Here is a 12,236-nt window from a genome sequence, read left to right as displayed (position 1 = left end):
AGATGGCCCTGCCGGTGGTCAAAGGACTCAAGAGCGAGCAGGAGAAATTCGCCGGAGCACTGCGGACCTACTGTATCGAAGCGCTGATGCAGGACGGCAAGGCCTTGCAAGCGGGCACCTCGCACAACCTCGGCCAGAATTTCTCCCGCGCCTTCGACGTCAAGTTCCAGAGCCAGGACGGAAAAATGGAGCACGTGTGGCAGACGAGCTGGGGCGTTTCCACCCGGCTGGTGGGCGCCCTCGTTCTGGCACACGGAGACGATCAAGGTCTCGTGCTGCCTCCGGCCCTGGCGCCGATTCAGGCGGTCATCGTGCCGATCGGCAAGACCGACGAGGAGAAGGCGGCGGTGCGCGCTGCGGTGGACAAGCTGTGCCATGCCGTCTCCGGCAAGGTCCGCATCCATGCCGATCTCCGCGAAGAGGTGTCGCCCGGGTTCAAGTTCAACGAGTGGGAGCTCAAGGGGGTGCCGCTGCGCCTGGAAATCGGGCCGCGCGATCTCGCCCAGGGCAAACTCGTGTGTGTCTCGCGGCTGGACCGCAAGAAGGAGTCCTTGCCCCTCGATGGAATCGAGGCGCGCCTGCCCGGCCTGTTGGCGGGCATCCAACGCTCGCTTTACGAGCGCGCCCTCAAGTTCCGTATCGACAACACCCGGCCGGCCAAGAGCTATGCCGAATTCAAGGAGCAGCTCGAAACCCTGGGAGGGTTCTTCGAGGCATTCTGGTGCGGCAGCGCCGAATGCGAGAAGAAGATCAAGGAAGAGACCAAAGCCACCATCCGATGCATTCCGCTGGAGGGACAGGGAGCCGAAGGGACGTGCCTGTATTGCGGAACCCTGTCGCGAACGCGGGTCCTCATGGCACGAGCCTATTGAAGACGGATTTCTCTCGATGGCCTCTCGGAGCGCCGGCTCTTCTGACCCTGGCGCTGGCCTCCGCCCTGCTAACCTCCCCTTCCCCCCTGCATGCCGAGGAGCTCCTGGTCCGTTTCATGTCGCCGCCGGCGGGCCGGCCGGTGAGCGGGGAGACGAAGGTCGTCTTGCGCGCTTCCGTCCCGCAAGGGGCACATCTGGTGCGCATCGAGGTATTCATCGACTCGCAGCGCGTCGCCGTTCTGGAAAAGCCGCCCTACGAGTTCGTCTGGAACGCCGGCGAGGAGTTCCTGCCGCACACGCTGACGGCGCGGGCCCTCGACGATGCCGGCCGGACCGCCGAGACTTCGCTCCAGACTCCCCCCCTGCACGTCGGCCAGCGCGAATCGGTCTCCCTCGTCAACCTCTACCTGAATGTCTATGACGAGAAGGGAAAGCCGGTCACCGACCTTGAAGCAGTTGACTTCAAGGTGTTCGAGGACGGAGTGCTGCAGAAGGTGACGACTTTCACGGCCGCCCGGCAGCCGCTGTCGGTGGCGCTCGTCATGGACACCTCCAACAGCATGGGGACCGGCAACCGGATGGAGATTGCCCGCAAGGCCGCCACCGATTTCGTCAAGAGGATGGCCGGCGGCGATCGCGCCCTCGTCGTGAAGTTCGACGATTCCGTCCGCGAGCTCCAGAGCCTGACGGAGGATCGCAAGAAGCTCACCCAGGCCGTGGAGGCGCTCGTGCCTTCCGGCGGGACCGCCCTCTACGACGCGATGTTCCAGGTGAGCCGGCAGATGGGGGCGCTGGAGGGACGCAAGGCTCTGGTGCTGCTGTCCGACGGCCGCGATCAGGCCTTCGAGGAAAATGCTCCGGGCAGCCTGCACCGGTTCGAGGAAACCGTGGATGCCGTCGTGCGCTCGGAGGCGGTGGTGTACGCCGTCGGTCTTGGAGCGCGCCTGGAGGATGAGACCGACCTGGCCCAGAAGATGTCGCTGCGCCGGATTCTGGAGACCTTCGCGGAGAAAACCGGCGGAAGGTTCTACAACCCGGAGAGGGCGGGACAGCTCGAGGGCGTCTACCAGCAGATTTCGGAGGATCTTGGACGGCAGTATACGATTGCCTTTTCCCCTGCCAACCAGGCGCGCGACGGCCACTGGAGGGCCGTCAAGGTCGAGGTGGCGCGCCCCGGCGCGCGCGTCGTCACCCGGCCCGGCTACTTCGCGCCATCCGCCCCGTAGAGATCTCCTCCCGCAGCTCGTAGCTCAGCTTCCGGCGCTGCATCCAGCGCACCGCCATGAGATCGCAAACCGGCCGCATCAGGCGGGAGCGCGGGCCATATTTCGATTGCCCCCAGCGCCTCGGGCGGTGGTTTACCGCGATCTGCCCCACGCGAAATCCCTCCAGCTGCAGCAGGGACGGCAGGAACCGGTGCATCCCGTCGAAACGAGGCAGCCGGTTCAGACAATCACGTCGCATAAGCTTCAGGGGACAGCCCGTGTCCCGGATCGCCTCGCGCAGCACCCGGTTGCGCACGCGGTTCGCCCAGCGTGAGAGGAGCCGCCGGGGGAGAGAGTCCCTGCGCCGCTCACGGTACCCCACCAGGGCATCGAGCGTGCCGAGAGTTTCCAGCATGCGGCGGATGTCGGCAGGATCACACTGCAGGTCACCGTCCATCGTGAGGACCAGCTCTCCCCGCGCGGCGCGGAAGGCGGCGCCCAGCGCCGCACTCTGTCCGCAGGGGCGCTCCAGGTGCAAGGCGCGGACGCGCGGATCGCCCGAGGCCATCTCGTCAATCATTCGGCCGCTGCCGTCACGGCTCCCATCATCCACCAGCACGACCTCGAAGCTGGGTCCCTGGGCCTCCAAATGCTCCTTCAGCTCGCCCCATAGGGGCGGCAGGTTCTCTTTTTCATCACGGATCGGGATGACCACGCTCAACCGCGGTGGGCTCATTTGAAGATCCAGAACTTGCGCAGGATGGACATCCTGCGGAAGGCGCTGCGCTCCGCCTCGCTCAGCTGCGAGGGAGCCAGGGCGGCCTTCCATTTCAGGAAGCCGAAGTGATCGATCTTCCGGAGGGCCGGAAGAAGGTAGCGCGCCGCCGCGCCGCCGGGCTCGAAGCGAAACGAGGCGTTGAAGTCGATGATGAAGACATCCCCGCTCGGACCGATGAGGATATTGTCGCGCTTGCGCAGGTCGATATGCACGATGCCGCGCGCATGAATGGTCTCGATCAGGGACCAGAGACGGGAGAAGAGTGCCTCGGGCAGTTCGCGACGCCTCCAATGGGAGATTCTTTCTCCTTCGATGTATTCGATGGCCATCGCGTTCTTGCCGATCCTGCCGAAATACCTGGGAACGCCGCGCACTCCCGCGAGCCTGCGATAGATCGACGCCTCCCGCCGGATCTGCCAGCGCCCCCACCAGCGAACCGGCCGCATCTTGGCGCCGAAATCCTTGACGATCGCGGTTCCGCTCGCATTGGCCACGAGCAGGATGTCCGCCTTTCCCCATTCCCCTTTCTTGAGCACGAGGGTGGCCGGAGAGCGCAGATCCTCCTCGCGGAAAGAGACTCCCGCAGCGGCATCGCGGACCGATTGAGGGGGCATGCTCACTGTGCTAGTCTCCCGCCCGTCTCTCGAGTTCGCGTTATCGTAGCACGACGCCTTCAAGGACTCCCCCGTGCCAGCGCCGAGCCGATCGGCCATCCTCGCGCATCCTCCCGCCCGATACCGGTCCGGCCGGAATCTCACCAAGGCCGACATCCTGCTCTGGGATGACAAGCCGGAGCGGCTTGCCATCAAGGACTATTCCGGCCGTCCCGCGTGGCTGCGGAACACGCTGGGGAGAATGCTCGTTCGCCGCGAGGTCCGCGCCTATGGCCTGCTGGCCGGCATCTCCGGAATCCCGCGACTTTGGGGCCGAATCGACGCCTTCGCCTTCGCTCTGGAGTTCGTGCCGGGACGCGACCTGTCCCACTATCGGGCGGGAGAGATCCCGGGAAGCTTCTTCCGGCAGCTGGTCGGCCTGCTCGAAACCGTCCATCGGGCCGGCGTGGCCCAGGGAGACCTGCATCATCGCGACGTGCTGGTCGGACCGGGATCCACCCCCTATCTGGTCGACTTCTCGACCGCCGTTTTCCTGGGTCCCGGCTCGGGGGCGCTGCGGCGGCGCCTTTTTGCGGCGGCGTGCGGCGCTGATCGGCGGGCAGCGCTCAAGTTGGCCCGGCGCTTCGCGCCCGGTGTCCTTACTTCAGAAGAGATATTCGAGCTGGATCATCCGCCGGCCTGGTATCGCTATGGAAAGAAAATGCGTGCCTGGTGGCGGGGCGAGGCCGGCCGGCGGCATTGACACCCCCGGGGCCATCCCCTAACCTAGGCGCCGCTTCCGGGAGGCGCCCGCGTGGAATCGCGACGGAACAAAACGCTCGGTTACGTCCGGCTTGCCTGCGTCTACACCTTTGTCGGGTTTCTGGTCTATCTGTCGCGTCCCACGCCCGTGTTGTTCGCGGCCGGAGCGATTCTGGTGGTTCTCGGAGAGTCGATGCGCCTCTGGGCCGCCGGGCATCTCCTCAAGTCCCTTGAGCTGATCGATTCAGGGCCGTACGCCTACACGCAGAATCCCCTTTATCTCGGGCGTCTCCTCATCCTGAGCGGCTTCTGCGTAATGGCACGCAGCCCGTACAAGCTCAACTGGATTGCCCTAGTGCTCGGGTACGCGATCTTCTTCGGCTATTACATCCCTCGCAAGCTGCGGGTGGAAGGCGCGCGGCTGGCCAAGATGCACGGCGAGGCCTTCCTGCGTTACAACGCCGGTGTCCCCATTCTCTTCCCCTCCTTGCGACGCTTTCCCGGCAAGCGCACTCCCTGGTCTCTCTCCCGGGCCCTCAGGAACCAGGAATACCTGGTGCTCTTCGGCGTGCTCCTGGTCCTGGGGCTGTTCGCCTGGAAGACCTGGGCCTAGGCTACCTGCCTCCGGCGCTCCGCAAGCTGCGTCGCTGCAGGGCGCGCCGATAGGCTTCCAAGGTTCCTTCCGCCATCCGATCCCGGCCGAACTGTTCGCGCACGCGCCGCGCACCGGCCTCTCCCAGGGCACGCCCGGAATCTTCCCTCTCGAGGATCTGTGCCATGGCGCTCGCCAGTGAATCGGGATCGGCGGGCGGAACGATCAGGCCGGTTCGTCCATGCTCGACGATCTCGGAGGCGCCGCCGATGTCGGTGGCGACCACCGGTCGGCCGACGGCCATCGCCTCCTTGAGGACGGCGGAAGAGGCATCGCAATCCACCGAGGGGAGCACCGAAAGATCCAGAGCGGCGGTGAGCGCCGGGATGTCGTCGCGAAATCCCAGGAAACGGACCCGATCCCCGAGGCCCAGCGCGGCGGTCTCGCGGCGCAGGCGCTCCTCCTCGGTTCCCGTCCCGACGAAAAGGAATCTCGCCGAGGGGAACTTCGGTGCCAGCTTGGAGACGGCCTTCAGGAAATAAGTTCCTCCCTTGTCGGGCACCAGCCGCCCGACGACCCCGACCAGGAGGGCCCCCTTTTCCACGGCATCGAGCTCCTTTCGGATCTCCGCTCCGTCGACGCCGGGATGGAAGCGATCCTCGCGATACGAGGAGTGCACCACCGAGATCCGGTCGGGCGACAGATCGCCGCGCTCCAGGAAGGGACGGTAGCGCTCCAGCACGGAGCCGCTGGCCAGGATCAGATGATCGATGCGCCGCCGGAGCAGGTACCGGTTCGCCAGGTTGTCCCCCACGCGCTTGGTATTGTGGCGCGTGAAAACGAAGGCCGGCGGATCCGCCACCAGCGCCGTCGCACCCGCCACCGTCCAAAGATCCTGCGAGCCGTGCGCGTCCACCAGGTCGAATCGCCGCGTGCGCAGCAGGCGGCGCAGCGCGGAGAGATCCGCCAGCGCCGAGAGGACATGCTTCGGCTTCAGGAAGCGGGCCTCCTCGAAGGTCTCCAGCCCCGCCTCCCGGGAGCGAACTGCAAGCAAGGATCCGGCGGGGGCTGCGATCACCAGCTGGTGGCCGCGCTCCACGAGAGCTTTAGAGACCATCAGGATGCGGGAGGGCTGCCCTCCCCAGCCGCGATGGAAATTGGTCTGCAGGATGCGCAGGCTCGTGGGCTGCATCGTGGTTTCTCTCGGGAAACGGCAGGAACGGAGCGCTATGCTATGATGCGCTGCGCTCGAGCGTCAATCGTTCCCCGGACGGCTCCTCCCGTTCGCCTCGAGCGGAGACGGGGAATTCGCGGAGCCGCCGCGATGGTCCGCCTGCTGGTCCTCCAGACCCTCCCCCGACCCACGGCCTACAGCCCGAGCAATGCCCTGCTCACCCTGGCCCGGGGACTGGATCGCTCCCGGCTCATCATGACCGTCGCGACGCCGCGGCGCGGGCTTCTGACCGAGGCCCTGGAGGCGGCGGGAGTCGCGACGCTGCGCGTTCCCGGCCTGTCCACCTACCGCCGTCACGATGCGCTCTGGCGCCTCCCGTCCGTGGCATTCCGCCTGACGCAGCACCTGCGAAACCTACAGGCCGATCTCCTCCTCAGCAATCACGCAGAGCTCGGCCCTTTCGCGCACGCCGCGGGAAGGCTGACGGGCACTCCCTGGATCTGCATGTTGCGGCAGGCCGACCGGCCGCGGCGCTACTACGAGAAGTACCGGGTCGGACGGGCCGACGCCGTGGCCGCGGTGAGCTCGGCGGCGCTCGAAGGGTACCGCGCCTGCGCCACGCAGGACCGCGCTCTGGAGCGCCTGCACCGGGTCATCCCGACCGGCATCGCCTTGCCCTCCGAGGGTCCCGAGGGACGCGCGGAAATCCCTCCCACGATTGGTACGGTTGGTTTGCGCAGCGTGAAGCGGCCCGAGCTGTTCCTGCGGATCGTGGGGCGCGTCCATCGCACCATGCCGGGGGTCCGCGCGCTGGCCGTCGGCGGGGCGGAAGCTCCCGTCCTGGCGGAGCTGGAGGCGCTCGGCCGCGAGCTGGGAATCCGCGAAACGACGACGTTTCCGGGACAGCAGAAGGAGATGCGTCCTTGGTACGATGCGATGAGCGTGTACGCTCATACCTCGCGCAGTGAGGCGCTGCCGAAGGCGGTCCTCGAGGCGATGGGACACGGCCTTCCGGTCGTGGCCTTCCGGGTCGGCGGCAACCGTGAGGCGGTGGCGGAAGGAGTCTCCGGCTTCCTGATTGAAGAAGGCAACGAGGAAGAGTTCGCGGAGGCTCTCCTGCGACTCCTGTCCAATCCCGACCTGGCCCGGCGGATGGGACGGGCAGGGCGGACGCGGGTCGCCGAGCAATTCTCCGAGAAACGGATGACAGAAGAGATGATGGCGTTGTTCGAGGAGACGGTCGGCGCGCGCCGGGAGATGGCCCGCACGGGGCCCCGCGGAAAGCGGTAGGAGTCCTCATGGGATGGATGGAAAAGCTGCGCAGCGGATGGCGCAAGGCCAATCCGCGCGGGTTCTGGGAGCGGGAGTATCGCGCCGCGAGCGCACCGGACAAATGGAGCTCCTCGGCGCGTCTGGGATTCTACGAGTTCGCCGCCGAGGTGATTCCCCGCGAGCCGGCCAGGATCCTTGACATCGGCAGCGGATTGGGCCACGGCGGCCGGCGCCTGACGGAAATCTGCCCGAGCTGGAACGTGGAAGGTTTCGAGCTGAGCCGCTCGGCGGCCGAGACCGCCGTCATTCCGACGCGCTGCGGCGACTTGCTCAAGGACCCGCTTCCGGCGGGCTTCGACTACCTGCTGCTGGTCCAGACCCTGGAGCACTTCCGCGATACCGAGGAGGTCCTGGAGCGGGTGGTCCCGGCGGCGCAGAAGGCAGTCGTCATCACGGTGCCCTACCGCGGCCGGCTCAACCGCAAGCACCTCGCGAGCCTGGACGAATCCTCCTTCGCCCGCTACCCCGAGGCCCGCTTCCGCAAGCGCTCGCGCCGCTACGAGAAGGACGGCTCGCTGAAGACCGACCTGTGCGTCGTCCTTCCAGGAAGGGCAGGGAAACAGGTGTGAAGGTCGTCCTCACCACCGATTCCTACTTGCCCCGGCTCGGCGGCCAGGAGATGGGGGCTTTCCGCTTGGCCAAATATCTGACTCGCCGCGGTCACGAAGTCCGACTCGTCACCACCGAAAAGCACCCCCTCTCCGGTCCGGAGCCCGGCGGATTCGACGTTCTTCGCGCCCCGCATGCCTTCGGATTCAGCGCTCGCCGGGATCTGTCGGCGCTGCTACGACACGAGTTCTCAAAAGCCGACGTGGTGCACGCCCGCTACTGCTACCGCCTCGCGGCCCTCGGCGCGCCGGTGGCCCATGCGGTCTCACGCCGCTTCGTGGTCTCCCTGCATGGGCTCGGCTTGCTCGACAACCCTAACGATTCGCTGCTTCGCCGTCTCGGACACCGGCGCTACCGCCGCATTTCTCTCTCCTCGGCAGATGCGGTGATCGCGACCAGCAGCGAATTCGCGCGTCTGGCCGCGGCCTACGCCTCTCCGGCGCGCATCCATGTGATTCCCAACGGCGTCGATACCGATGAATTCGCCGCCGGACGTCCCGTGCCGGAGGACCTGCAACGGCGCTACGCCGGAGACAAGGTCGTCCTGGCGATCCGCCGCCTGGTGCCCAAGAACGGCATCCAGTACCTGGTCCAGGCTGCCCCCGAGATCCTGCGCGCCTGTCCTTCGGCCCGCTTCGTCATCGGCGGATGGGGATCGCAGGAAAGCGATCTCCGCCAGGCGGCCGCCGCTCTGGGCGTAGCGCAGCGCTTCGATTTCGTCGGCAAGGTGCCGAACGCGCAGGTTGCCGATTATCTCGCCGCGGCGAGCGTGGTGGTCTTCCCTTCTTCGATGGAATCGACCAGCCATGCCTGCCTGGAGGCGATGGCGATGGGAAAGCCGGTGGTGGCGAGCCGCCTAGGGGGCCTCGCCGAGCTGCTGGGGGAGGATGGGAGGGGGATCCTCGTCGACCTCTTCGCGTCCGATGCGTCGACCTACGACGCTCCGGCTACCCTCGAACAGGACGCCATGCTGCGTTTGGCCGGAGCCATTGCCGGGCTTCTTCACGATACCGACCGCGCGCAGTGCCTGGGGGAGGCGGCCCGCAGCTACGCTCTGGCCCATTTCGACTGGAATGTCCTGGTCGACCGTATCGTCCAGGTCTACCGCGGAGACGCCACAGCCTGACCGGATGACCCTGGTGCCTGACCGGCCAGGACGAAGGTTCGGTGCCCCAAGGATGCGGCGTCGATTCGCGCCAGGGGGATCGTCTTCGACAGCGCCCTGAAATCGCTCTCCTTCATGAGGCAGTAGCCCGGATCCGAAGAAGCCACGAAGTCCTCCACCTCGTTCGGTTGGCGCAGCAGAAGAAGCGGGCGAGCGGTGTAGTAGTCGAATGCCGGATTCGGATCGGGGTAGATTCCCAGCGGCGCGCCCGAGATTCGCGACACGATGCGCGCTGCGAAGGGACGTGCCGATTTGAAGCCGTTGAGCCAGGGAAGCACGACACCGACGATGCCGAGGTGCAAGGCGCAGACGCCCCCGAGGAGAATCAGGATGGCGAGGCCTCGGCGCCCGGCCCGGATCGCTGCGATTACCGCCACGCATATCACCAGCGCCGCCAGCGCCAGCCCCACGCCTCGCGCTGCCGATCCCGGGTAGCGGCGCTCGAATCCCGGCAGCCATACCGCCGCCGCCACGCAGGCGAGACCGCCGGCCCACAATGGAATCTCCAGGTATCCGCGCAGCTTTCCGGGATCGAAGCGCGTCAGGTAGGCATCGAGGAAGGAGCCTGCCAGCAGGGACAGCGCGGGCAGAAGAGGAAGCAGATAGGAAGGACGCTTTTCGACCGAGAAGCTGAGCAGCACCAGTCCGCCCAGCAGCCATCCATACAGGAAGAGCAGCTCCCCACGGCGCTTCTCCTCCCGCCACGGAAGCGTGTGAGCCAGGGCACCCGGCAGAAACAAAGTCCATGGCAGGAATACCAGCGGCAGCGCGATCAGGTAGTAATACATCGGCCGTGGATGATGCAGTCCTTCCTCCACCCGCTGCACCACCTGCTTGCCCAGCACCGCCAAAGGATCGAACCCAGCGCGCCGGGCGGCCAGTGCCAGCCAGCCGGCTGCCGGGGCGAGCGCCAGCGGAATTCCCCACCAAGCCCCGCAGGAACGCAGCCGACCCAGCTCCCGGCGCGAGGCCAGGGCCACCAGAACTCCCGCGGCAGGAAGCGCCACGCCGACCGGCCCCTTGGTGAGGCAAGCCAGAGCCATTGCTGCATACATGAGTAGCCAGCCGGCACGACCTCCCGCCAGCGCCCGGTGCGCGCCCGTCATCGCCAGCACCACCCAGAGCGCCAGCAGCGAGTCGGTGTGCACCCAGCGCGCCTCCAGGAAGAAGCGCTGCGAGGTGGCCAGGACCAGGGCCCCGAAGAAGGCGGCCCTCTGTCCGACCAGCGGCGCTCCCAGCAGGAAGGTGGCCAGAACGCAGCCCACCGCGGCCAGGCACGGGACCCAGCGCGCCGTAGTCTCGTTCAGCCCGCCGCCGGCGGTCGCCGCGATGGAGCTCAGCCAGAAGAACAGCGGCGGCTTGTGGGTGTAGACCTCCCCGGCGTTGCGCAGCAGCAGCCAGTCACCGGATTCGAGCATGGCGCGGGTGACGCCGGCGTAGCGCGGCTCGTCCGGGTTCCAGAAGTCCCGGTTTCCAATCTTGAAGGAGAAGAGGACCAGGCAGATCACGGCCAGGAACAGGAGCGGACGGCGGGCGGGACTCATCCGTGGGTTCCGGTGCCCTCCCGGAACTGCAGCTCATAGAGCCGGGCGTAGGCTCCCTGGCGCTGGAGCAGCGTCTCGTGACTCCCCTGCTCGACGATCCGTCCGCCTTCGAGGACCGCGATCCGATCGGCGTTGCGCACGGTCGACAGCCGGTGCGCGATCACGAAGGTGGTGCGTCCCTGCATCAGGTTGTTCAGGGCCTTCTGAACCATGGCCTCCGACTCGGCGTCGAGTGCCGAGGTGGCTTCGTCGAGGATCAGGATGGGAGCGTCCTTCAGCAGGGCCCGTGCGATGGAGATCCGCTGGCGCTCGCCGACCGACAGCAGATGTCCCGCTTCCCCCAGCGGCGTGTCGTATCCCTTCGGGAGCCGCAGGATGAAGTCGTGCGCATAGGCGGCGCGCGCCGCCGCTTCCACCTGGGACAGCGGTACGTCCGGACGGCCGTAGGCGATGTTGTGGCGCACCGTGTCGTCGAACAGGAGTATCTCCTGGGTGACCAGGGCGATCTGCGCGCGCAGGGAAGCGAGCGTGACTTCGCGCACGTCGACCCCGTCGATGGTCACCGATCCGGAGGTCACGTCGTAGAAGCGCGGCAGCAGGTTGAGGAGGGTGGTCTTCCCGGACCCGCTCCCCCCGACGAGCGCGATCATCTGCCCCCGAAGGACCTCGAGATCGACGCCTTCGAGGACTGGCTTGGCCTGATATCGGAACGCGACCTCCCGGAACTCGATGCGATCGCGGAAGGGAGGCAGGAGAACAGCGTCTGTCTTGTCACGGACGGAAAGGTCGAGGTCCATCATCTCGAAAACGCGACGGGTCGCCGCCATGGACTGCTGCAGGTCATTGTTGATCTTCGCAAGGTTTCTTACGGAAGCATAGAGCCAGAAGAGCGAGACCAGGAAGCTCGCGAATTCTCCCGGATTCACGGCGCCGCGTGAGATCTGGTAGCCCGCATATCCCACCAGCATGGCAGCCACCAGGGCCCCGACCATCTCCATGATGGGGGGTGAGAGCGAGACCAGACGGGCCCCGCGCAGCTCCTGGCGCTGCACCTTGCGCAGGGCATCGGAGAAGCGGCCCACCTCGTACTCCTCCATCACGAACCCTTTGACGATCCGCTGATTGGTGATCGTCTCCTTCAGGATGTTGGTGACGTCGGCCATCTTCTCCTGGCTCGTGCGGCTGGTAACCTTCAGCCGCCGTCCGAAGCGGACGATCGGAAACAGAATCAGGGGCAGGGCGATGAGGCAGACTGCTGAAAGTTTCGGATACAAATAGAAAACCCACACGATCTGCCCAAGGATGATGAAAGTGAGACGGAAGACATCGGCCAGGTCGCCGGAGACTGTCCTTTGCATCCGGGCGATGTCCGAGGTCAGCCGGGAGATGAGGAGCCCCGTCGGATTCAGGGAGAAGAACGCGGCGCTCTGCCTTTGAATGCGATCGTAGAGATCGCGACGGAGATCCAGGATCGCCTGCAGCCCAACGGCCCGGACATAGTAGGCGCTCAGATAGGTCAGAGTCCCTTTTATCAAGTACAGGATCGGAATGAGAACAGCGATGGTGAGGAAGATGGTGAATCTTCCCCGGGCTTCGAGCTTGCTTCCCAG

At 66.3% G+C, this 12,236-nt stretch carries 12 protein-coding genes; 7 read left to right on the top strand and 5 right to left on the bottom strand.

What is annotated here, in order from left to right:
* Window positions 1–872: His/Gly/Thr/Pro-type tRNA ligase C-terminal domain-containing protein (locus tag VFW45_10880; GenBank protein ID HEU5181289.1), on the top strand; the 872-nt coding region annotated here is incomplete at its 5' end.
* Complete coding sequence (locus tag VFW45_10875; GenBank protein ID HEU5181288.1) at window positions 869–2,098, top strand: VWA domain-containing protein; 1,230 nt, start codon at window positions 869–871, stop codon at window positions 2,096–2,098. The genes VFW45_10880 and VFW45_10875, both read left to right, overlap by 4 nt.
* Here the strand turns inward: VFW45_10875 and VFW45_10870 are convergent.
* Together VFW45_10870 and VFW45_10865 are read right to left on the bottom strand one after the other, a co-directional pair.
* Window positions 2,061–2,813, bottom strand: coding sequence for a glycosyltransferase family 2 protein (locus VFW45_10870; GenBank protein ID HEU5181287.1), 753 nt, complete (start codon window positions 2,811–2,813; stop codon window positions 2,061–2,063). The genes VFW45_10875 and VFW45_10870 overlap by 38 nt on opposite strands.
* Window positions 2,810–3,475 (bottom strand): hypothetical protein, encoded by a 666-nt coding sequence (locus VFW45_10865; protein HEU5181286.1) that lies wholly within the window; start codon window positions 3,473–3,475, stop codon window positions 2,810–2,812. Before VFW45_10865 ends, VFW45_10870 begins: the two co-directional genes overlap by 4 nt.
* A 67-nt stretch (window positions 3,476–3,542) precedes the next feature.
* On the opposite strand from VFW45_10865, the gene VFW45_10860 reads away from it, so the two are divergent.
* Both VFW45_10860 and VFW45_10855 read left to right on the top strand, forming a co-directional pair.
* Window positions 3,543–4,211 (top strand): hypothetical protein, encoded by a 669-nt coding sequence (locus VFW45_10860; protein ID HEU5181285.1) that lies wholly within the window; start codon window positions 3,543–3,545, stop codon window positions 4,209–4,211.
* A gap of 51 nt (window positions 4,212–4,262) precedes the next feature.
* On the top strand, window positions 4,263–4,823 hold the full coding sequence (locus VFW45_10855) for a hypothetical protein (protein HEU5181284.1): 561 nt from the start codon (window positions 4,263–4,265) through the stop codon (window positions 4,821–4,823).
* A 1-nt stretch (window position 4,824) separates the two neighbouring features.
* Here the strand turns inward: VFW45_10855 and VFW45_10850 are convergent, their stop codons facing one another.
* Window positions 4,825–5,994, bottom strand: coding sequence for a glycosyltransferase family 4 protein (locus VFW45_10850; GenBank protein HEU5181283.1), 1,170 nt, complete (start codon window positions 5,992–5,994; stop codon window positions 4,825–4,827).
* A 132-nt stretch (window positions 5,995–6,126) separates the two neighbouring features.
* Between VFW45_10850 and VFW45_10845 the strand changes: the two genes are divergently transcribed.
* The 3 genes from VFW45_10845 to VFW45_10835 are packed head-to-tail and all read left to right on the top strand — an operon-like array spanning window position 6,127 to window position 9,043.
* Window positions 6,127–7,266: a glycosyltransferase family 4 protein gene (locus VFW45_10845; GenBank protein ID HEU5181282.1), complete on the top strand. Its 1,140-nt coding sequence runs from the start codon at window positions 6,127–6,129 to the stop codon at window positions 7,264–7,266.
* Between the two features lie 8 nt (window positions 7,267–7,274).
* Window positions 7,275–7,877 (top strand): class I SAM-dependent methyltransferase, encoded by a 603-nt coding sequence (locus tag VFW45_10840; GenBank protein HEU5181281.1) that lies wholly within the window; start codon window positions 7,275–7,277, stop codon window positions 7,875–7,877.
* Window positions 7,874–9,043 (top strand): glycosyltransferase family 4 protein, encoded by a 1,170-nt coding sequence (locus tag VFW45_10835; GenBank protein HEU5181280.1) that lies wholly within the window; start codon window positions 7,874–7,876, stop codon window positions 9,041–9,043. The genes VFW45_10840 and VFW45_10835 overlap by 4 nt, the downstream gene beginning before the upstream one ends.
* On the opposite strand, the gene VFW45_10830 is transcribed toward VFW45_10835, so the two are convergent.
* The gene (locus VFW45_10830; GenBank protein HEU5181279.1) at window positions 9,019–10,626 is read right to left on the bottom strand and encodes a glycosyltransferase family 39 protein; all 1,608 of its coding nucleotides are present in this window, start codon (window positions 10,624–10,626) and stop codon (window positions 9,019–9,021) included. The genes VFW45_10835 and VFW45_10830 overlap by 25 nt on opposite strands.
* Window positions 10,623–12,236, bottom strand: a 1,614-nt coding sequence (locus VFW45_10825; protein ID HEU5181278.1) for an ABC transporter ATP-binding protein, incomplete at its 5' end; no start/stop codon positions are given. The genes VFW45_10830 and VFW45_10825, both read right to left, overlap by 4 nt.

It is taken from the genome of Candidatus Polarisedimenticolia bacterium (genome assembly GCA_035764505.1).
Taxonomy (GTDB): domain Bacteria; phylum Acidobacteriota; class Polarisedimenticolia; order Gp22-AA2; family AA152; genus AA152.
This window is presented reverse-complemented; position numbering and strand designations above follow the sequence as displayed.